General features: G+C 36.5%; 24 protein-coding genes. 15 read left to right on the top strand and 9 right to left on the bottom strand.

The genetic code is table 11. The features are described from left to right. Positions 1-498, bottom strand: a 498-nt coding sequence (locus tag MNY27_RS05705; protein ID WP_346391973.1) for an adenylyltransferase/cytidyltransferase family protein, incomplete at its 3' end; no start/stop codon positions are given. Between the two features lie 113 nt (positions 499-611). Here MNY27_RS05705 and MNY27_RS05700 point away from each other — a divergent pair. Then, positions 612-1,271, top strand: a complete 660-nt coding sequence (locus MNY27_RS05700) for a CDP-alcohol phosphatidyltransferase family protein (RefSeq protein WP_152182910.1) — start codon at positions 612-614, stop codon at positions 1,269-1,271. Between the two features lie 278 nt (positions 1,272-1,549). On the opposite strand, the gene MNY27_RS05695 is transcribed toward MNY27_RS05700, so the two are convergent. The 3 genes from MNY27_RS05695 to MNY27_RS05685 all read right to left on the bottom strand — a co-directional run bounded on the left by MNY27_RS05695 (position 1,550) and on the right by MNY27_RS05685 (position 2,928). After that, on the bottom strand, positions 1,550-1,819 hold the full coding sequence (locus MNY27_RS05695) for a Txe/YoeB family addiction module toxin (RefSeq protein WP_346391972.1): 270 nt from the start codon (positions 1,817-1,819) through the stop codon (positions 1,550-1,552). Further along, positions 1,813-2,058: a type II toxin-antitoxin system Phd/YefM family antitoxin gene (locus MNY27_RS05690; protein WP_346391971.1), complete on the bottom strand. Its 246-nt coding sequence runs from the start codon at positions 2,056-2,058 to the stop codon at positions 1,813-1,815. The genes MNY27_RS05695 and MNY27_RS05690 overlap by 7 nt, the downstream gene beginning before the upstream one ends. Positions 2,059-2,199: 141 nt before the next feature. Next, the gene (locus MNY27_RS05685; RefSeq protein ID WP_346391970.1) at positions 2,200-2,928 is read right to left on the bottom strand and encodes a hypothetical protein; all 729 of its coding nucleotides are present in this window, start codon (positions 2,926-2,928) and stop codon (positions 2,200-2,202) included. Between the two features lie 423 nt (positions 2,929-3,351). On the opposite strand from MNY27_RS05685, the gene MNY27_RS05680 reads away from it, so the two are divergent. The 12 genes from MNY27_RS05680 to mrdA all read left to right on the top strand — a co-directional run bounded on the left by MNY27_RS05680 (position 3,352) and on the right by mrdA (position 14,116). Then, positions 3,352-4,320 (top strand): integron integrase, encoded by a 969-nt coding sequence (locus MNY27_RS05680; protein ID WP_152182909.1) that lies wholly within the window; start codon positions 3,352-3,354, stop codon positions 4,318-4,320. Between the two features lie 10 nt (positions 4,321-4,330). Beyond that, the gene (locus MNY27_RS05675; RefSeq protein WP_346391969.1) at positions 4,331-5,866 is read left to right on the top strand and encodes an AAA family ATPase; all 1,536 of its coding nucleotides are present in this window, start codon (positions 4,331-4,333) and stop codon (positions 5,864-5,866) included. After that, entirely contained in the window at positions 5,867-6,643 is a 777-nt protein-coding gene (locus MNY27_RS05670) for a TatD family hydrolase (protein WP_152182907.1), read from the top strand. It abuts the gene before it with no gap. 76 nt (positions 6,644-6,719) lie between these two features. Beyond that, a complete protein-coding gene (locus MNY27_RS05665) occupies positions 6,720-7,943 on the top strand; it encodes a lytic transglycosylase domain-containing protein (RefSeq protein ID WP_152182906.1) in 1,224 nt (407 codons plus the stop codon). Beyond that, positions 7,936-8,766: a septal ring lytic transglycosylase RlpA family protein gene (locus MNY27_RS05660; protein ID WP_346391968.1), complete on the top strand. Its 831-nt coding sequence runs from the start codon at positions 7,936-7,938 to the stop codon at positions 8,764-8,766. The genes MNY27_RS05665 and MNY27_RS05660 overlap by 8 nt, the downstream gene beginning before the upstream one ends. Positions 8,767-8,769: 3 nt before the next feature. After that, positions 8,770-9,342, top strand: coding sequence for an imidazoleglycerol-phosphate dehydratase HisB (hisB, locus tag MNY27_RS05655; RefSeq protein ID WP_152182905.1), 573 nt, complete (start codon positions 8,770-8,772; stop codon positions 9,340-9,342). Next, on the top strand, positions 9,339-9,839 hold the full coding sequence (locus MNY27_RS05650) for an HAD hydrolase family protein (RefSeq protein WP_152182904.1): 501 nt from the start codon (positions 9,339-9,341) through the stop codon (positions 9,837-9,839). Before hisB ends, MNY27_RS05650 begins: the two co-directional genes overlap by 4 nt. 3 nt (positions 9,840-9,842) lie before the next feature. Further along, positions 9,843-10,361, top strand: coding sequence for an LPS export ABC transporter periplasmic protein LptC (gene lptC, locus MNY27_RS05645; protein ID WP_152182903.1), 519 nt, complete (start codon positions 9,843-9,845; stop codon positions 10,359-10,361). Continuing rightward, positions 10,362-10,835 (top strand): lipopolysaccharide transport periplasmic protein LptA, encoded by a 474-nt coding sequence (gene lptA, locus MNY27_RS05640; protein WP_152182902.1) that lies wholly within the window; start codon positions 10,362-10,364, stop codon positions 10,833-10,835. Then, on the top strand, positions 10,836-11,462 hold the full coding sequence (gene yihA, locus MNY27_RS05635) for a ribosome biogenesis GTP-binding protein YihA/YsxC (protein ID WP_152182901.1): 627 nt from the start codon (positions 10,836-10,838) through the stop codon (positions 11,460-11,462). Continuing rightward, entirely contained in the window at positions 11,452-11,913 is a 462-nt protein-coding gene (locus tag MNY27_RS05630) for an N-acetyltransferase (protein ID WP_152182900.1), read from the top strand. The genes yihA and MNY27_RS05630 overlap by 11 nt, the downstream gene beginning before the upstream one ends. 415 nt (positions 11,914-12,328) lie before the next feature. Continuing rightward, positions 12,329-14,116 carry a penicillin-binding protein 2 gene (gene mrdA, locus MNY27_RS05625; protein WP_152182898.1) on the top strand — a complete coding sequence of 596 codons (1,788 nt, stop codon included), beginning with the start codon at positions 12,329-12,331 and terminating at the stop codon, positions 14,114-14,116. 5 nt (positions 14,117-14,121) lie between these two features. On the opposite strand, the gene MNY27_RS05620 is transcribed toward mrdA, so the two are convergent. Genes MNY27_RS05620 through MNY27_RS05610 form a run of 3 tightly spaced genes read right to left on the bottom strand, consistent with a single transcriptional unit; the run spans position 14,122 to position 15,716 of the window. Next, positions 14,122-15,048 (bottom strand): calcium/sodium antiporter, encoded by a 927-nt coding sequence (locus MNY27_RS05620; protein ID WP_152182897.1) that lies wholly within the window; start codon positions 15,046-15,048, stop codon positions 14,122-14,124. Positions 15,049-15,050: 2 nt separating this feature from the next. After that, positions 15,051-15,473, bottom strand: a complete 423-nt coding sequence (ybeY, locus tag MNY27_RS05615) for an rRNA maturation RNase YbeY (RefSeq protein ID WP_152182896.1) — start codon at positions 15,471-15,473, stop codon at positions 15,051-15,053. Positions 15,474-15,533: 60 nt separating this feature from the next. After that, positions 15,534-15,716 (bottom strand): putative motility protein, encoded by a 183-nt coding sequence (locus MNY27_RS05610; protein ID WP_152182895.1) that lies wholly within the window; start codon positions 15,714-15,716, stop codon positions 15,534-15,536. 92 nt (positions 15,717-15,808) lie between these two features. Between MNY27_RS05610 and queC the strand changes: the two genes are divergently transcribed. After that, positions 15,809-16,486, top strand: a complete 678-nt coding sequence (gene queC / locus MNY27_RS05605; protein ID WP_152182894.1) for a 7-cyano-7-deazaguanine synthase QueC — start codon at positions 15,809-15,811, stop codon at positions 16,484-16,486. After that, on the top strand, positions 16,473-17,153 hold the full coding sequence (locus MNY27_RS05600) for a SprT family zinc-dependent metalloprotease (RefSeq protein WP_346391967.1): 681 nt from the start codon (positions 16,473-16,475) through the stop codon (positions 17,151-17,153). The genes queC and MNY27_RS05600 overlap by 14 nt, the downstream gene beginning before the upstream one ends. A gap of 226 nt (positions 17,154-17,379) precedes the next feature. On the opposite strand, the gene MNY27_RS05595 is transcribed toward MNY27_RS05600, so the two are convergent. Next, positions 17,380-18,621, bottom strand: a complete 1,242-nt coding sequence (locus tag MNY27_RS05595; RefSeq protein ID WP_346391966.1) for a putative glycoside hydrolase — start codon at positions 18,619-18,621, stop codon at positions 17,380-17,382. Between the two features lie 55 nt (positions 18,622-18,676). Further along, positions 18,677-19,807 carry a TRAP transporter substrate-binding protein DctP gene (gene dctP, locus MNY27_RS05590; protein ID WP_346391965.1) on the bottom strand — a complete coding sequence of 377 codons (1,131 nt, stop codon included), beginning with the start codon at positions 19,805-19,807 and terminating at the stop codon, positions 18,677-18,679. Positions 19,808-19,813 lie beyond the last annotated feature (6 nt).

Genomic DNA, 19,813 nt, shown 5'->3' with positions numbered 1-19,813 from the left:
GTGCCTTTGGCAGTTGACACTAATGCCAAGTGGATGGATAGAAAATATGTTTCGTGGGAAAATTTGGAACATGATTGTGAAGTTGATGAGGAATTTACAGAAAATTTTTGACGCTATCTTTGTAGATGAAGTTTGGGGATTATAGCTTACTTGAATTATCTTTTTTCCTTTTGACTTTAGATATTTTTCTACTGCAATATTATGAGGTTTATTTCCCCAATCTTCTCCAATGACAAAAATATCAACATCTACTTCTTTACATTGAGTCACATACTCAAGTTTATCATATGATACAACAGCATCAACACATGCTAAAGCTTTCAACATTCTCATTCTTTCTGCTAATGGAATCACAGGTACATTTCTTTTATATGAAGCTACTACTTCATCAGAAGCAACCCCAACTACAAACTTATCACCCAATGTTTTACAGTATTCTAAGAGGTCTAAATGACCAATATGTAACAAGTCAAAAGTACCAACGGTATATACGGTCATGATTTATTTCCTTAAGTAAAATTTATTGTATACATAATACTCTTTTATACTGAAATTTATGCTATACTGAAATTTATACGATAAAGAATTACAAATACTTATTAGGAGTTTCAATGTCAGCAGACAGTAGCACACACAAAGAGTTACAACAACCCACTATTTTATCTTATCTCAAAGACATTCCAAACCTTTTATCACTTTCAGGGTTAGCATGTACAATACTTGCTATCTATTACTCTATTGAGGGTGTTTACGCTCTTGCAATGATTGGAATGGTTTGGGCAGTTGCTTTTGATTGGGCTGATGGGCTTGTCGCTAGAAGACTTAAAGGAAGAACTCCAACTGATGCAAAGTTTGGAGGGCAACTTGATGTGCTAATAGATGTTGTCAGTTATGGTGTCACTCCTGCTATTTTACTCTTAAGCTATGGTAAATTTGAGCCACTCTTTTTAATTGGAGCATTTATTATGGTCTCTGCTGCTGCGATACGCTTAAGCTATTTTAGCACATACGGTTTAGCCGGGGGGACAAAATACACAGGATTAGCATTAGATAATAATAGTTTAATTTTAGTTTCTATATTTTTACTAGAGGGTTTCGTGAGTACTGGAACTTTCACAATTATTTTATATATAAGTGGAGTTTCACTTGCCATACTCAATGTTTCAGAGATTAAGACACCAAAACTCTCAGGAAATCCTAGAAATGTTTGGCTTTTAGCTATTTACACTTTAGGAATAACTACTATTTATAGTTGGAAGTTTTTAAGTTGAAAAAACTTCAGAGCTTGATACAAAGTAAATATCAATTTGTATTAGTTTGTTTTTATGTCATCTAACGGGGGCGCGGGTGAGTGACTGCCATTTTCAAACATTTATGTTTTCAAATGGTTGTTCGCTCCTCCCGCTTGTTGTCTGGCGCTTTGCGACAGATGACTAGCGGGTGTTCAACCCGCGCCCCCGTTGTCCGGTCGCGAAGCGAGCGGACAACGGTTGAAGTAAGTTATAAATTAGCCGTCAGGGTAATTTATTAGCTTCTCTGGTTTGTTATCTCATTCACCGTAATGGCTCCACATTCTTAAAATTCTTACTGTTTTATCATTTTCTCTGACTTCATACACTAATCTATGTTGAATATTGATCCTTCTTGAATATGCTCCAGTCAAATTTCCAACAAGTTTTTTATATGGTGGAGGATTTTGAAATGGATCACTTTTTAAAATTTCAATAAGTTCTTTGGCTTTTTTATCTAAATTTACATTTGTTAATTTTTTAGCATCTTTTAGTGCTAATTTTGAATAAAGTATTTTATATTTTACCACTCAATATTCTCACTAAACTCGCTATCATCAGCTTTCATAGCATCTTGGATAGATTTTGATAAATTTGGTATGGAGTTAAGATAAAGTGTTTCTTCTATCGCTTCCCAATCTTCTTGGGAAATCATCACAACATTATTTCTTTTTCCTGTGATTATAATTGGTTCATGTGTTTGAGCAGTTTTATCTATCAAATTATATATATCTGCTCTTGCTTGACTTGCTGACATTATATTTGTCATAATATTCTCCCCATTAACCCATTAAATTTATTATAAAATTATACTTAATTCCGTACGCCTTGTCAAGAAGAGATAACGGTCAAAGATAGCCGATAAATTGCCGCTAGGTAATTTATTGGCTACTCTGTTTTGTTAGCACTTTTAGTTTGTGTTGCATAGTTTATAATAACTTTGGAAGTTTTTCAAATGCTCATCTGATGATAAGTGAGCATTAGGTTGTGCAATTACTGTATAGTTTAAATTATTTTCTATTAAACTCTTCTCTATTGTTTGTGCAACACCCTTTCCAATAACTACAATCTGATTTGGTTTAGCATCTAAAATAATGTTCTTTGTATAGCCCTCCCAAGATTTTTTAATTATATCAGGCATATTTTTAGGTTTTTTACCATTGTCATAAAGGGCTACTATGCTTGTATCAACAAGCCATATTCCTAAATCCTTCATTCTATTAAGGATGTCAATTTTATTTTTTATTCGTTTATCAAAATGTGTTGAAGACTGAATAGGGCGAAAGCACTCATTACTTTTAATATCATTGACACAACTGTAAAATATTTTCCAAAATTGTGGTGTTCCATCTCTTTTTGGATGTGAAGAATTTTTAGTTAAGTCTTTTTCACCATAAGCCAAACAATACACAAATTTTGAATATTGTTTTGGATAATCTTTAAGAGTATCCAAAACAAGTTCTATTTCCATTTCTTCAAGACTTGTAAAAACATGTGATTCAGCAAGTAGAATTACTTTAACATCGTTTGGTTTCCAAAATTTACGATATTTTTCAATAAGTTCAACAGATGCAAAAGATTCAACATTCTCAAATATATCTTTTATCTCATTATATGTTGTTTCTAATGCTCGATTCAATTTTTTCCTTCTGTGGTGCTAACGGGGGCGCGGGTGAGTGACTGCCATTTTCAAACATTTATGTTTTCAAATGGTTGTTCGCTCCTCCCGCTTGTTGTCTGGCGCTTTGCGACAGATGACTAGCGGGTGTTCAACCCGCGCCCCCGTTGTCCGGTCGCGAAGCGAGCGGACAACTATTTATTCAACAAACATTTTACACAAATCAACTCTAAAAATCAACATTAACAAACATATCTTTTGTGTGTTAATTGTGAAAAATATGACAATTTGCCAAATAATTGATTGTTTTTAGAAGAAATCACTATTATTCTTAAATATTTAGTGTGTGTTAAATGTTCTTTTAGCAATTAACACGCATATTTGTTTGCTAATTAGAAGATTTTGGCAATAAAATGCAAAAAGTTGCTTAAGTGGAGGTGTAAAATGCAAGTGAAGAAAAAACTTTTAGATATTGTTAGAGATAAAATCCGTTTTAAACATTACAGTTACTCTACAGAGAGAACTTATGTGCATTGGATTAAGCAGTATATTTTATTTCATAATAAAAAGCATCCTGTTGAGATGGGGAAAGTCGAACTAGAAGCCTATCTTACTAAACTTGCTACAAAAGATAGGGTCTCACCAACTACACAAAATCAGGCTTTTAGTGCAGTTCTATTTCTTTATAAAGAGGTTTTGGGTGTAGATACTAGCCAATGGAATGTTCAAGCTTTTCGAGCACAGGAGCGAAAACATATTCCTGTTGTATTGACAAAAGAAGAAATTAGAGTAGTTTTGCAAAATATCGCTCATGATTACAGTTTAATTGTGCATCTTATGTATGGCTGTGGTTTGCGTATGAATGAAGCGCTTAATCTAAGAGTAAAAGATATTGATTTTGGATTTGACAAAATATATATATGGGATTCTAAATCTCTCAAAGATAGAACTATACCATTGCCTCAAAAACTAAAAGAGAAGTTATTTGAGCAGGTCTCTTATGTTCAAGCTCTTCACCAGCAAGATTTAAAACAGGGCTTTGGTTCTGTATTTATCCCCTATGCTCTTGCAAAAAAATATCCAAATACACAATTTGAAACTAAATGGCAATTTCTGTTTCCTATGAAAAGTATTTCACAAGACCCTAGAAGCAGAGAAAAAAGACGACATCATATTCATCCGCAAACTTTAGGCAGAAATATAAAAGCTGCAGCAAGTAAAGCCAACTTGAACAAACGAGTAACTTCACATATATTTCGCCACTCCTATGCAACTCATCTGCTGCAGGCTGGTATAGATTTAAGAAGTATTCAAGAGCTATTAGGGCATAAATCTGTTGAAACAACTATGATATACACTCATGTTGTTAGCGAAATGAATAAAACGAAACTCATAAGTCCATTAGATTTTTAAAGGTGCGAAGATGATAGAAAGATTTTACCTCAAAGATTACCTGAGTTTTAACGAAGCAGAGCTGAACTTAAATAATGGACTTGTGGTCTTTACGGGGCCGAGTGGGAGTGGAAAGTCCATTCTTATGGAGTCTATTCTTACCTCTGTTGGAGGAAGCAGCTGTGATGCAACTTTGTGTGAGAGTAGTGTTACATGGGAGATAGATGAAGAGGAATGTGGGATTGAGAGTGATGATATCAATGTCTTTAAGCATATCAAAAAAGAGAAATCCCGTTACTTCATTAACAACCAAAGCCTCTCACGCAAGGCTATGAGCAGTGTTGCTGCGAAGTATTTAAGACACTTGAGTCTCAAAGATTTCAGTGACTTTGAAAATGAGAATCTACTTGCCATTTTAGATGAACGCATCGAAGCGAAGTCTAAAAGCATCAAGGCTTTAAAAAAGAAGTTTCATGAGGTCTATACAGAGTATCACTGGACAGAACACGAACTTAAGGTCATCGAAGAGGAAGAGAAAAAGATAGTAGAGCTCAAAGAGTTTGCAGCCTTTGAGATAAAAAAGATAGAAGACATCAACCCACAGCCAAATGAAGATGAAGAGCTTTTAGAGATAAAAAAAGAGCTCTCACGCAAGGAAAAAGTACTGGAGAGTATAGGCTCGGCAAATGAGATCTTCAACTATGAGCATCTTGTTGCGTCAGCTCTGGAACAACTGGACGTAGATAGCAGTTTTTTTGATGATGCGATGAATGAACTTCGTGCCGTTTTTGATGGTGCAGAGGAGAAGTTTAACGCACTTGAAGATGTTGATGTAGAATCAGTGCTCAATCGCATAGAAGAGCTTAGCGGATTAAAACGTCGATATGGTAGCATCGAGGAGGCACTTACATACAAAGAACAGAAGATGCAAGAGCTTCAAAAATATGAAAACATCGAGATAGAAAAGCATGATTTAGAACAGAAGTATGAAGAACTCTCACGTGAGGTAGAACAACTTGCTAATGAATTAAGTGCTTTGCGTGAGGCAGAGCTTATGGCATTTGAAAAAGATCTGAACATTTACTTGAAAAATCTCTACTTGCGTGAGGCAAAGTTAACGATGCAAAGAGTTGCATACTCAAAAACAGGGCAGGATATGCTCAGAATTGAGTTAAATGGTACTGCACTCGATAAAATTTCAACAGGGGAGTTCAATCGTCTTCGTCTTGCTGTTTTAGCACTTAAATCAGAGCATATGAATAAAAACGGTGGTGTTTTGATGCTAGATGAGATAGATGCAAACCTCAGTGGTGAGGAGTCTATGAGTGTTGCACGTGTGCTTAAACAGTTGGCAGAACATTTTCAGATATTTGTCATTTCTCATCAACCACAGCTTACTTCTATGGGAGATCAGCACTTTTTAGTCTATAAAGATGGTACTATTTCAAAAACAAAAGAACTTGATTTTGATGAACGGGTAGATGAGATAGCAAGAATCATCAGTGGAGATAAAATCTCTGATGAAGCGAAAAAGTTTGCCCGTGAGTTACTGGAGGCAAAGAAATAGATGATAATCGACACACATATACATTTGGATGATGCAAGATACGATGAAGATTTGGATGCTGTACTAGATCGTGCGCGTGAGGGTGGAGTAGAGCGTTTTATCATTCCCGGAGCAGATTTATCTACACTTGAGAAAGCTATTGGGATTTCAGAAAGATATGATGATGTTTACTTTGCTATTGGGGTACATCCGTATGATTTAGATGGTTTTGATGCGAGTTACTTTGAGCGTTATGTAGGGCATGAGAAGTGTGTGGCTATTGGTGAATGTGGCATGGATTACTTCCGACTTGAGGGAAGTGATGAGGAAAAAGCAGCAGAGAAAGCAAAACAAAAAGAGATATTTGCTTGGCAGATCAATTTTGCCAAAGAGCACAACAAACCACTTATTGTCCACATCCGAAATGCTTCACACGATTCCAAAATGATACTATTAGAGAACAGTGCCGGTGAAGTTGGCGGTGTACTGCACTGTTTTAATGCGGATGATGAACTTTTAAGTCTCGCAGATGAGAACTTTTACTTTGGTATAGGAGGTGTCCTTACTTTTAAGAATGCGAAAAAGCTTGTAAATATACTGCCTCGCATTCCAAAAGAGAAGCTCATCATTGAAACTGATGGACCATATCTCACGCCGACGCCACATCGAGGAGAGAGAAATGAGCCATTTTATACTACCTTTGTAGCAGAGAAAATGGCAGAACTGCTTAATATCTCACGTGAGGAAGTAGAAAATTTAACCACGCAAAACGCCCTAAAACTCTTTCATATTTCTTAATATTAGAGAGTTTACAACTTTTTTAATGATTTTTTAGATAAAATCTACTACTTAAAATTAAAATAAAAAGTTGTCCATGATAAAATATCTATTAACTCTGTTTTTTCCGTTATTTCTTTTTGCGAACCTGACTTACGAGTCCAACTATAACAAAGAACTTGCACTTCTTGACTCTTTTGATATCGAACCATCTTTTCTTTATGATCCGGTCATGAACAAGATGAAGCGAAGAACGCTTGCAAAGGACAAGCATTTTTTCCGTGCTATGAGTGATGCTTATCTCTTCATTCCTGCTATTAAGAGTACGCTTTCAAAGTATGATGTACCACAAGAGTTTTTATATCTTGCGATGGCAGAGTCGAATTTTCGTACAAAAGCCTACTCTAAAAAGCGCGCAGCAGGACTTTGGCAGTTTATGCCACGTACTGCGAAGCACTATAATCTAAAAATTGACGAGTATGTAGATGAAAGACGTGATCTTATAAAGTCTACAGAAGCTGCTGCCAAGCATCTCTCTGCACTCCATAAACGTTTTGGGAAGTGGTATTTGGCTGCCATTGCTTACAACTGTGGTGGAGGACGACTCAATCGTGCTATAAAAAAAGCAGGTACGGATGATCTTGCAGTACTGCTCGATCCAAAAAAGAAGTACATTCCTCGTGAGAGTAGAAACTACATCAGAAAGATTGTGGCACTTGCACTTATAGGAAGTGATGAACAATATCTATTACACAGTGAGTATGAGTATCTTTTAAACCGTGCAAATGCATACTCCATCTCAACGGTTAAGCTTTCAAGCGGGGAATCTTTAGCGCGTATTTCAAAGTTGATCCACATTCCACTTAAAGATTTGAAAAAACTCAACAGACATTTAAAATATGACTTTGTACCTCCTTATTCAAAAGGGTATAACGTGTACATTCCGTACATCAAGCTCGCAGAGTTTAAGCAGAAGTACACAAAAGAGCCTATAAAAAACATCTATAAAGTGCATGTGGTAACACGTGGTGACAACCTTTCTTACATCGGTAAAAAGTATGGTGTCTCTTATAAAGTCATCAAAGATTTCAACCATCTAAAAACCAATAGGCTTAGACTCAAGCAAAAACTTATCATTCCTATTCCTAAGAAAAGTGCTATAAAAAAGATATCTTCAAAGCACTACTACATGGTTAAAAAAGGAGACTCTTTGGAGTCGATTGCTAAAGCACATAAGATCAGTGTACGCAATATTCGCTTGCAAAACCATATTCGAGGTTCTTTAATTAGAGTTGGGGATAGGTTGAAACTGTATGAATAGATCATGGTTTTTTCTTGCAATAATCATCTCTTTCATTTTTACAGCTTGTAGTACGCGAGGTCCAGGGACTTACAGAAGTTATAACTATGCACCCTCATCAACAGTAAAAACATACACAGATGACAGAGGTGCATACCGTGCAACACCACCAAAGAAAAAGTACTCTCACGCAACGATGCGCCCTTATGTCGTTCATGGGAAAAAGTACTATCCGCAGGTTGTAAGTGTAGGAGATAGATTTCGTGGTAATGCATCCTGGTATGGACCGAACTTTCATGGAAAGTTCACTTCAAATGGTGAGCGTTACAATATGTGGGCGATGACAGCAGCACACAAAACACTGCCTATGAACACCATCGTCAAAGTAACAAACAGACGCAATGGAAAAAGTACAGTAGTGCGTATCAACGACAGAGGTCCTTTTATCTCGACACGTATCATCGATCTTTCAAAGGCTGCGGCATCAAAGATTGACATGATTGGAACGGGGACTGCTCCCGTTACATTAGAGGTTCTCGGTTTTGAAGGCAAAGGAAAGCGCAGCATACCAACGAAAAAAGAGCTGAAAAAGTTACCGCAAAAGATGTCTCTGGCTGGAAAATATGCTATTCAGATCGGCTCTTTTTCCCGTATAGAGGGGGCACTTGTAACACAAGAGAAATATGACAACACAGATGGGTATAAAACAATCATTAAAGATGTTGAAAGTGATAAGGGGCGTATGTTTAAAGTCTGGCTGACAGGTTTTAAAGGTGAGCAAGAGGCTAGAGACTATAAAGCTCACGGAAAATTTAAAAATGCATTTATTGTAAGAGAGGATTAGATAATGATAACAAAAACAAGAACAACGAAAGAGACAGATATTACGATTTCATTGGATATAAACGGTAGTGGAAAGAGCAACATTAGCACTGGTGTCGGTTTTTTAGACCATATGCTTGAGAGCTTCTCAAAACACTCTTTGATAGACTTAGATATCAGCTGTAAAGGTGATACGCACATTGATGATCACCACAGTGTTGAAGACGTAGGCATTGTTCTTGGTGCTTTACTTGCTGAGGCAATCTACCCTGTAAAAAACATGGAGCGTTTTGGAAGTGCAAATATTGTTATGGATGAGGCTTGCGTGAGCTGTGACCTGGACCTTAGTAACCGTCCTTTTTTAGTTTATGAACTTGATGTACATGGTAAAGTAGGGCAGTTTGATACTGAACTAGTTGAAGAGTTCTTTAGAGCTTTTGCACTTAATGCTAGAGTAAGTATGCACATCATTGAGCTGCGTGGGAAGAACAAACATCATATCATCGAAGCAGCTTTTAAAGCAGTGGCAGTTGCACTTCGTCGTGCAACAGCACCAAATGCACGTGTAGGAATTCCTAGTACAAAAGATGTATTATGATTAAGCTGCTTGTTTTAGATGTTGATGGTTGTCTTACTGATGGTAAAATAATTTATACAAGTAACTCATCTGAAGTCAAAGAGTTTCATGTCAAAGATGGTTTGGCGATTGCCAGCTGGATACGTATGGGAAATCATGTAGCCATTATCACAGGTCGTAACTCTTTTATAGTAAAGCGACGTGCTGATGAACTTGGTGTACAGCATCTGCATCAAGGTATCAAGGATAAAGAGAAAGTACTGCGTGAGATAGTTGAGTCTTTGAATCTACAGATGTATGAAGTTGCGGCAATTGGTGATGATCTCAATGATTACGGTATGCTCTCTTTGGTCGGCAGAAGTTTTACTCCAAACAACGGGGTAAAAGAGATTCAAGAGCTTGTCGATACAGTTTTGAGCAGAAATGGCGGTGATGCAGCTGTGCGTGAGATGATTGATATCATCATAGAAGAAAATGATCAAAAAGATGAGTTTTTATCTCTTTGGATTGAGGAGTAGGCTATCAAAATTACGCTTTTTTTTTCACTTGTTTTAGGTGTACTTATCGGTATCTATGTTTTTTTCAAGCCTTTAAATATAAAGCAGCAGGCTTTTGTTGATGTGCCACTGTTTGAGATAAAAGACTTTACAATGTATGAGCTAGACAGAAGCAGTTTACAGACCATTATGCTTGGGAATGAGGCTGTGCGTTACTCTAACAGATATACAATCAAAAATATGGATTATACTGATAATGAAAAAAAGTATATTGCAAATATGAAAGCAGATGATGGTATCTACAAAGATGATCTGGTGACTTTAAGCGGTAATGTTGAGTATATACGGGATGACGGACTGACTTTTAAAACGAAAAAAGCTGTATATAATAAAAAGACTTCCGATGTTACCAGTGATGTAGGTTATGTCGCTTACCTTAACGACAGTATAGTACAGGGTTCTTATATCCGGTATAACAATGAAAAAAACAAGATTTTTTCAAAAAATGTTCGTGCAAAAATTCAATTACAAGAGAGTAAATAGATGAAAAAAACAGCCATATTCCTTTTAATTACAACATTTACAACACTGCTTTTCTCCGAAGAGTTAAAAATAAAGGCAAACTCTTTTACATCTGACCAAAACACTGGGGTTTCTGTCTTTAGTGGTGATGTAAACATTCAAAAGGCAAATGACGAACTCAATGCTTCTAAAGTGACAATTTATGTCAATAAAAAGAAAAAACCTACAAAATTTGTAGCAGTAGGGGATGTCTCTTTTAGTATTACGACAAAAGATGGGGCAAAATATAGTGGAGTTGCCGGTAAAGTCATCTATTTTCCAAATAAAAAAGAGTATTATTTTTATGAAAATGTTCATTTAAAACAGCTTAATGATAAAAAAGAGATCTTAGGAGATGAAGTGGTCTTAAAGACGACAGATGGAAAAGCATATGCAAAAGGCTTTAAAAAAGAGCCTGTTATTATGATATTTAATATTGATGAGGAAAAGAAGTAGATGATTGACATAGTCGATGCAAAATTCATTACGTCAGCACCAAACTATAAAGCGGCTCCTGAGTCTGATGAACACAACGAAGTTGTTTTTATGGCACGCTCAAATGTTGGCAAAAGCTCACTTCTAAATGCTTTGACAGATCACAAAGGACTGGCAAAAGTCTCTTCAACACCGGGAAAGACAAAGCTGATTAACTATTTTGATGTGACATTCATGGATAGAGACACATCCCAAAAACTGATGGCAAAATTTGTCGATCTGCCAGGTTTTGGATATGCAAAAGTATCAAAAGCACAAAAGCATGACTGGGAGAAAAATCTTACAGATTATATAGCAAACAGAGAACAGATCAAGATTTTTATTCATCTTATCGATTGTCGTCATCCTCATTTGGAGATTGACACGCAAGTAAGTGAGTTTTTATTTACACATGCAAGAGAGGATCAATACATCATCCAAATCTTTACAAAGATTGATAAGCTCAACCAGAAAGAACAAAATGCTCTAAGACGAGAGTTTCCCAATGCATTGATGGTTTCAAGTGCTAAAAAACGGGGAACAAAGAAAATCATTAAAGAGATTTACGATATTTTAAAAGAGAGTGAAGAAGAAGTAGATGCAGATTGAATTTGTAAAAGCAAAGCTTTCAGATATTCCTAAAATGCAAGAGCTGGTCCGTCCTGAAGTGGAGAGTGGAATCATTTTAGACAGAAGTGATGATGAGATAGCAACAAATATACGCTCTTATACGCTGGCTTTTTTAGATGGAGAACTCGTTGGTTTCACTGCTTTACATATTCACACATTCTCTCTTGCCGAAATTCGCTCTTTGATTGTAAAGGACGGCTTTCGAGGTAGAAAGATAGGAGAAAAACTCATAAACAAAGTTCTCGATGAAGCAAAATCTCTTGGAGTGCAAAGAGTTCTGAGTTTAACTTACAAACAGTCTTTTTTCGAAAGGCTTGGTTTTGTAGAAATTCCAAAAGAGTCCCTCCCTGAGCATAAAATCTGGGCTGATTGTATCAAATGTAAACACTTTCCAATATGCAACGAAGTATCTCTGATCAAAAACCTATAGTACCGTTCTTATACATTGTACTCTATGTTCTCTATAGCTCACTGGCGAGTATATATCCTTTTTTGCCACCTTTGCTTTCTGTACTTTTTGTTCTTTTCTCACGTGCACTTAAGAGAGAAGATACACTGGCACTCTTTTTAATTGCATTTTGTCTCGTGATCTTTGAAGCAAATTATGGTTACCTTCTTTTTAGTTCACTTATATACTTTTATATTCAATATAAATTTATCATGCCAAAAATTATTCAAAACTTTTCGTGTAACTCCTGTATCAAGATTTCCTATGTGCTCTTTACCTATATGGGATATTTTGCATTTCTTACATTTGTCTCAAATATCTTTCTGCTAGAGGCACCTGAGATAAATTACTATATAGTATACTATATAGTAATTGAATTTTTAATAGTGAGTCTTTTATGAAAGTTAAATTTATTATTTTACTCTTTGCATCTGTTTGGCTTGCTTTAATTGTGCGTGTTTTTTTTCTGGCAGTGGAGTCAAACATCTACTACTCAAAACTCTCCATTAAAAATACAATCAAGCATGAAAAGATTGCTCCTGTGCGTGGTGAGATTGTTGATGTGAAAAACAGACCTATTGCCATCAACAAACTTGGATTTAAAATCCAACTTGCCCCACATTTGCTTACGAAAAAACATAAAAATGAATTTGAAGAAGAGGTGGCACTTCTTACAAAGCTTTTGCCGTCACTTGATAGAAAAAAGATCGTAAAAAACTATAGAAAAAAAGACTCTTTTTATAATCACAACTTTATCGATGTTGTACAGTTTATTCCTTACGAAGAGATGATGCCGATATATTCGATCCTCAATCTGCGTGAGAACATGAAGATAGTACCAGCGCCAAAACGTTACTACCCTTATAAAAATATCGCAGCGCATATGATAGGCTATGTAGCGCGTGCAAACAAAAAAGATATCGATAAAAATCCGGTACTTGAACTCATTGGTTATACGGGAAAAACAGGTATTGAAAATTACTATAATAACTACCTTCAAGGAATTCCCGGAGAACGCGAGATAAAAGTAAATGCCAATAATCAAGAGATAGAAGAGCTTTACTATAAAAGTCCACAGGAAGATACAAAACTGACACTTAATATGGATATAGAGCTGCAAAAATATATATCTGCACTCTTTTTGGGTAAAGTAGGTGCTTTTGTTGTTATGAAAACAGATGGTTCTATATTGGCTGCGGGCAGTTTTCCAAATTATGATTTAAATATCTTTGTTTCAGGGATGAGCTACAAAATGTACAACAAACTTGCTTCAAGTCTGGATCATCCTTTTACAAATAAACTCACACACGGGCTATATCCTCCCGGTTCATCGATTAAACCACTGCTTGGACTGCTTTATATTACGACGAAGTTGAGTGATAAATGGAGTGTTGATTGTCGCTCTAACTTACGAATTGCAAACAGGACATTCCGTTGTTGGAAAGAGAGAGGTCATCACCATACGGACATTGTAAAAGCCATCCGTGAGAGTTGCGATGATTATTTTTATAAAGGAAGTCTTATTCTGGGTAATCAGATGATGAGTGAGGGACTCAAACGGTATGGTTTTGGTAAAAAAACCGGTATAGATATGCCAAATGAGTTTATCGGAGTCGTTCCTTCTCGTCTTTGGAAGCTGAGAAAATACAATCGTTCCTGGAATATCGGAGAGACTGCAAATATGTCAATCGGACAGGGGGACTTTCTTGTCACACCGTTACAAATTGCAAGAGAGACCGCATTGATTGCCACAGGGAAGCTCATTACACCACACTTTGCAAAATATATAGGTGATGAGCCATATAAGATAGAGTATAAAGACATTTTAACTCCTTTGGAAAAAAGAAAACTTCCAGTCATCCGAAAGGCTATGATTCAGGTTTGTAATTCACCACATGGTACAGCGACGCAGTATCTACACTCTAAAGTACGAATTGCAGGAAAAACGGGTACAGCACAGGTAATTGGGATCAAGCAGGATATTGAAAAAAGAAGACTAGAGCATGAACTCTCTTACTATAACCGTTCTCACGCATGGTTTACAAGCTATGGACCTACTAGGAAACCTCAGTATATAGTAACGGTTATGATAGAACATGGTGGGCATGGTGGGCATGCTGCAGGATCTATTGTCTCTGATATATATAACAAGCTCTTAGAGCTTGGATATATTAAGAAAAGGTAGCGTTGTTAAACTGAGTGGGCGATAAAAAGTACCAAAATAGTCAATAAAAAGATACCGCCAGCTTTATTATAGATTTTATTTGCCAAGATAAAGAGCAGGGTGATAGAAGCTGATGCCATAATCAAAATATCATAACTCGCAGCACTTAAATCGATAGTCAATGGATTTATCAATGATGCACCACCAAGGACCATGGAAAAGTTTGCAACGTTTGAACCGATGATATTTCCAATGCTCATCTCTGAATTTCCTTTTTTGACAGCTACAAGTGATACAATGAGTTCAGGAAGTGATGTTCCAAGTGAGATCAAAAACAGACCGATAATCCATTCGCTCACATCAAGTGAACGTGCTATGTTTGTTCCGCTCTCCACGACAAAATTCGCTCCACCTATTGTGAAAATGAAACCAACAAGTAAAAGAAGGATACTTTTTGGCCAGTTGAACTTCTCTTTTGTCAGATCTTCATCTATTTCACTTTCAAGTTCCTCTTTGGAGCTTGAAAAAAGGAAGAAAAGATAGGAGGCCATCATCAGTAGAAATAAAATACCATCAAGTCTGCCTATTTCTCCATCTTGTATCATAATATAGAAAATCACAACAGGTACAATAACCCAGGTACTATCTTTTGAAAAGAGATCTCTATCAGGATTCATAGACTTTGCAATCATAAAAACAACACCCAAAACAAGTGTAATGTTAAATACAACGCTACCGACAACATTGGCAATTGCCATATCGCTTTTTCCGTGATAAGAAGCGACCATAGAGGCTGCCATTTCTGGTAAACTGGTACCAAAGGCTATGAGTGTCGCACCAATAACGAAGTGTGAAATATCAAAGTGCAGAGCAATTCTTTCACTCTCTTTAATGATGAAATCAGCCCCATAAATAAGAGCTGCCATAGATATTAAAAAAACTACATAATCCATCTTTATCCTTCTGTTCTGACAATGAGACTTTGAGGAAGTGAAAAAGCTTTGATGATCTCTTCTTCTTTTTGGCGCATTTCACCATTATCACACTCATGATCGTATCCTAAAATATGCAAAAGCCCATGAATAAAGAGTAGGGTAAACTCATCATCTTCATGGTGTTGAAACTCTTTGGCTTTTTCTTGAACAAAATCATAAGAGATGACAATACTACCAAGTGGAGCCATCTGCATAGCAGCATCATAAGGAAAACTGAGTACATCTGTTGGCTTGTCAATATCTCTGTACTCAGCGTTCATAACTTGTATGGATGCATTATCTGTTATGATAAGTTCAATATCTTTTTCTGTAAGACTTTTTGCAATTTTTTGCAACAATGTCTCTTTTACTTCATAAGAAGTTTGGTTATCTATATCTATCATGGGTGAAATTATAGCAAAGAGAACTTATAAAAGATTTTTTAAAAGAGAGGAAAACGGCACTTAAGCTAGTATATTGATATTTTGTCCAATTCCTGTTTTTTGTGCAGTAACCTGTTGTGATTGCTGATTTGCATTTTCTAAGACTTTGAGTACTTGCTGTGCTTGCACATCCTGTGCTTTTTTCATTACATCAATTTGAATGGTTTGTGCTGTGGATGCATTTGAAGTTGAAGATACTGCCATTACGAACTCCTTTATCTCTACTTCTATCATTGTAGAATGATTTTTATTTGAAAAAGATTAAAAAAAAGAGTTAGATATGCTAAAATCACACTATGAAAGAGAATAGAAGTAAAAAAGCAGTCTGCATTATGAGTGGTGGTATGGATTCTACACTTGCTGCATATATGATGCATGTTCAAGGTTATGAGATAATCGCCGTACATTTTAACTATGACCAAAGAACGCAAAATAAAGAGTTGGCGTGTTTTAACGCAATCAGTAAAAAACTTGATGTAAAAGAGCAGTATATTTTAGATTTGGATTTTTTTAAACAGCTCGGAGCTTCGGCATTGACAGATAAGAGCATTGATGTTCCAACAGGTGGCATAGAAGAGGGGGTACCTGTTACCTATGTGCCTTTTAGAAATGGTATTTTTCTCTCGATGGCTGCAGCTATTGCTGAAAAAGAGAGTGCAGAGGTGATTGCTATCGGTGTTGTTGAAGAAGACAGTAGCGGATATCCTGATTGTAGAGAAGATTATATTACTGCAATGCAAAAGGCAATTAACCTGGGAACCAAGGATGAAACGAATATCGAGATTAGAATGCCTTTGGTACATCTGAAAAAATCACAAATTGTAGCTGAGGCACTCAAGTTGCATGTTCCACTAGAACTTACATGGAGCTGTTATAAAAATGAAGATAAGGCATGTGGTGTCTGCGACAGTTGTAGACTGAGACTCAATGGATTTAAGAAAGCCGGAGTAAAAGATCCAATTGCATACGTCTAAAATCAATTTTAAACAGTATGAGGTAGAGATTATCCATAATCCACGCCTCAAAAACAGTTATATCCGCATCAATCAAGATAATATCATTACGGTAAAAACTCCTTACAAATCACCAAGTTTTACTCTGGCATTGCTTGAAGACAAGAGTAACTGGATAAACAAGCAGATAGCAAAAAACAGATCAAGAGAAAAAATTTCTGTAAACTTAGAAGATGAAGTGCTTCTTTTTGGTGAAGTTTACAGCATAGACAGTGAAGAAGCAGCACAACTAAGGAGAAAACTCCATCGTCTCAAATCACCCACTCAAGAAAAAGTTCTTAAAGTTTACGATACTTTTTATAAAGAGATTGCGCGAGAATACCTCACGCAGAAGCTGCAAAAATATGCACAAATTATGAATCTCTCTTTTGAAGAGCTTAAAATTCGAAAAATGAGAAGACGATGGGGAAGTTGTAGCTCATGCAGAGTTATTACACTCAACAGTGAACTGATGAAGCTTGATAAAGAGCTTATAACCTATGTTGTCATTCATGAACTTGCTCATCTCGTGCATATGAATCACTCAAAAGACTTTCATACTTTCGTTGATACATACCTAACAAACTCCAAAGCAATAAGAAAGCGGCTAAAAGAGAGCAGGGTCCTTATCACCACCCCAACAAACTAACTCAAATTTTGAGAGTAACACAAGGGGTGAGATGTGAATAGAAAAATTTGTAGGACTAACTGGTTAATTCAAAGATTTTTCTGTTTGCAGATTGCCCCTTGTTTTGCTCCCCATAGGGTGCAATACTTTTGCCCATACTCTGCGTTAGATTTTCTCAAGTTAACTACGGTTAGCTTTTTAAAAATCTGTCTTGATTATGCACAAAATTATTGCATCAAAAATTGAGTTAGTTTGTTGGGGCGGTGATAATTAGATAGTCGATATTATATTTGCTTGATGGTGACCACATCATCCATCCATTTGTTCCTACATCTTCCGTAGCTTTAATTTGAGCCTGGATCTCATCTCTTGCATACTCTTTTTTTCTTCTTGTATAATCTTTAAAGTGTTGTAACCAAGGTCTTACACGAGCACTTTTAACTCTGTCTTGAATCGTTTTTACACTGCGAAAAACCACTTCATAAGGATACTCGGAAGGGTACTCAAAATAAAAAGAGCCTTTCGAAAAACCTGAAGGGTAGAGCATAGGCGCAAGATAGTCTGCGCGAGAAGCAAGTGAGCTGACCGTCTGACCTATGCCATTGTCATCTTTTGCCCAGCAGATATTACCGTATGTATCAACAGAGATGAAAACACCATATTTTCGCAGTCTTGATTTTGCTTCATCTAAAAAGCTCTCTATTGCTTTGATACGATTCTTTTGTGTGCTTTTTTGAGAGTAGATAAGTCCTTTTTTGGCAGGAAAACGAATATAATCAAAGTTGATCTCATCATAGCCAACTTTTGCAGCCTCTTCTGCGATAGAGATAGCATAATCATGTGAGCGCTTATCAAAAGGATCTACCCATGCCATATTGTCATGATTACGCCAAATAGTTTGATTTGTATCATTCTTTTTTATAGCATAGTCAGGATTGTTTGAAGCTTGAAGTTCATCTTTAAATGTTACGATACGAGCAATTGTATAGATGTTTCTCTCTTTGAGCATCTTCATAAACTTTTTAATATCTCTGTTTGTTCTGTTTTTATATGCACCATACTCATTTGCCTGTTTGAAACCTGTCCAAAACTGTGTAGAACCATACTCATTCTTAACATCTACAACGATGGCATTCGCTTCTGTCTCTTCAATGAGTTTGAGTATGTTTTTAAGAGTTTTTGAGTTGTTGCTCGCACCCCAGAATGTGAGGTAGAGCGCTTTTACTTTGATAGGCTCAAGTTTTATAATTGTGTTGTTTCTCTCACTTGTAAACGTGTAAGGTCTGTAACCAATGGCTTTGATATGATAGTTTTTTTCATTTGACTCAATTGTGAAACTGCCATTGATATCACTCTTTACATCATGTTTTGAGTCACTAATAAGGGCACCTGCTACAGGAGAGGAGCTGTTTGCATCAAGCAGTATTCCGCTAAATGATGCAAAAAGTGATACTTGTAAAGACAAAAGAAGAAGTAAAACTGTTTTCATAAAATATACCATAAGAAATTTTAAGCGAATAATACTCTCTTTTAACTAATGGTTGTTATCTGATATTTAAAAAATATCCTAAACTTGCATCACTCCACTCTTTTGAGAGTTGAAGATGTTTATTTATTGAGTCATATACCTTTGCAAAGTCATTGTTTTGACTACTGAGCTCAGTAATGACCTCTTTGAGTGCTTTTTTACCTGCCCCTGTAACATCATCAGGAAATCTGGAGAGTTTTACATCAAGAGATTTGAGTTTTTGCAGTGCCTGAATGTTTTGTTCATGAAATTCATAGGTCATATTGGAGTTCATCTCGCTTGCGCACACTTCAATCATTGCTTTATGTTCATCTGAGAGTTTTTTCCACGAGTGTTTGTTAAACGTGAGCTCTAATACCGAACCTGGTTCGTGCCAGCCTGAATAGTAATAAGGGGCTACTTTATAAAATCCCATTTTAATATCAAGTGCCGGACCAACCCACTCAGTTGCATCGATAACCCCACGCTCTAATGAAGTATAGATCTCTCCTGCAGGCAGAAGAATAGGATTTACGCCCATTTTAGCAAAGACTTCACCACCAAGACCGGGAATACGCATTTTCAGTCCTTGCATATCTGCCAAAGAATTGATAGGTTTTCGAAACCATCCACCCATTTGAATGTTTGTATTACCCCCAAGAAAAGGGTAGAGGTTGTACTTTGCATACTGCTCACGCCATAGTTCAAGTCCACCACCATAAAGCATCCATGAGTTGACCTCTTCAGCAGTAAAGCCAAAAGGAATGCCGCTATAAAGTGAGAAGGCAGAGTTTTTCCCTTTCCAGTAATATGGACCTGAGTGAAAAGCATCGATTTGTCCGGAACTTGCCGCATCAAAAACAGCAAGAGCAGGGAGAAGAACATTTTTAGGATAGAGTTTTATTTCAAGTAGGCCACCACTTATATCTTTCACGCGTTTTACAAACTTTTCAACACCGCTGCCCATTATCGGAAAGTGAGCAGGCCAGCTTGTAGCGAGTTTTATAACGGTTTTTTTATTTCTGTTTACATTGACACGTTTTGTTTCTGCTGTGTGCTTTGGATGCTTTGAATAATCAATCGCCTGACGATTATTTTCATTACACCCGCCAAGAGCGAGTGCTGCTGAGGCTGTTGTTGCCGTTGTTAGAAAATCTCTACGATTCATATGATG

The organism is Sulfurimonas sp. NWX79 (assembly GCF_039667035.1).
Lineage (GTDB): Bacteria > Campylobacterota > Campylobacteria > Campylobacterales > Sulfurimonadaceae > Sulfurimonas > Sulfurimonas indica.
The sequence above is the reverse complement of the archived record's forward strand: the minus strand, read 5'-3'. Positions and strand labels throughout refer to the sequence as shown.

Bases quoted from the DNA above. Each gene is read 5' to 3' on its own strand.
- MNY27_RS05700 (WP_152182910.1), top strand. From the start codon at position 612: ATGTCAGCAGACAGTAGCACACACAAAGAGTTACAACAACCCACTATT.
- MNY27_RS05690 (WP_346391971.1), bottom strand. From the start codon at position 2,058: ATGACAAATATAATGTCAGCAAGTCAAGCAAGAGCAGATATATATAAT.
- MNY27_RS05680 (WP_152182909.1), top strand. From the start codon at position 3,352: ATGCAAGTGAAGAAAAAACTTTTAGATATTGTTAGAGATAAAATCCGT.
- MNY27_RS05675 (WP_346391969.1), top strand. From the start codon at position 4,331: ATGATAGAAAGATTTTACCTCAAAGATTACCTGAGTTTTAACGAAGCA.
- MNY27_RS05670 (WP_152182907.1), top strand. From the start codon at position 5,867: ATGATAATCGACACACATATACATTTGGATGATGCAAGATACGATGAA.
- MNY27_RS05665 (WP_152182906.1), top strand. From the start codon at position 6,720: ATGATAAAATATCTATTAACTCTGTTTTTTCCGTTATTTCTTTTTGCG.
- MNY27_RS05660 (WP_346391968.1), top strand. From the start codon at position 7,936: ATGAATAGATCATGGTTTTTTCTTGCAATAATCATCTCTTTCATTTTT.
- hisB (WP_152182905.1), top strand. From the start codon at position 8,770: ATGATAACAAAAACAAGAACAACGAAAGAGACAGATATTACGATTTCA.
- MNY27_RS05650 (WP_152182904.1), top strand. From the start codon at position 9,339: ATGATTAAGCTGCTTGTTTTAGATGTTGATGGTTGTCTTACTGATGGT.
- lptA (WP_152182902.1), top strand. From the start codon at position 10,362: ATGAAAAAAACAGCCATATTCCTTTTAATTACAACATTTACAACACTG.
- yihA (WP_152182901.1), top strand. From the start codon at position 10,836: ATGATTGACATAGTCGATGCAAAATTCATTACGTCAGCACCAAACTAT.
- MNY27_RS05630 (WP_152182900.1), top strand. From the start codon at position 11,452: ATGCAGATTGAATTTGTAAAAGCAAAGCTTTCAGATATTCCTAAAATG.
- mrdA (WP_152182898.1), top strand. From the start codon at position 12,329: ATGAAAGTTAAATTTATTATTTTACTCTTTGCATCTGTTTGGCTTGCT.
- MNY27_RS05620 (WP_152182897.1), bottom strand. From the start codon at position 15,048: ATGGATTATGTAGTTTTTTTAATATCTATGGCAGCTCTTATTTATGGG.
- ybeY (WP_152182896.1), bottom strand. From the start codon at position 15,473: ATGATAGATATAGATAACCAAACTTCTTATGAAGTAAAAGAGACATTG.
- MNY27_RS05610 (WP_152182895.1), bottom strand. From the start codon at position 15,716: ATGGCAGTATCTTCAACTTCAAATGCATCCACAGCACAAACCATTCAA.
- queC (WP_152182894.1), top strand. From the start codon at position 15,809: ATGAAAGAGAATAGAAGTAAAAAAGCAGTCTGCATTATGAGTGGTGGT.
- MNY27_RS05595 (WP_346391966.1), bottom strand. From the start codon at position 18,621: ATGAAAACAGTTTTACTTCTTCTTTTGTCTTTACAAGTATCACTTTTT.
- dctP (WP_346391965.1), bottom strand. From the start codon at position 19,807: ATGAATCGTAGAGATTTTCTAACAACGGCAACAACAGCCTCAGCAGCA.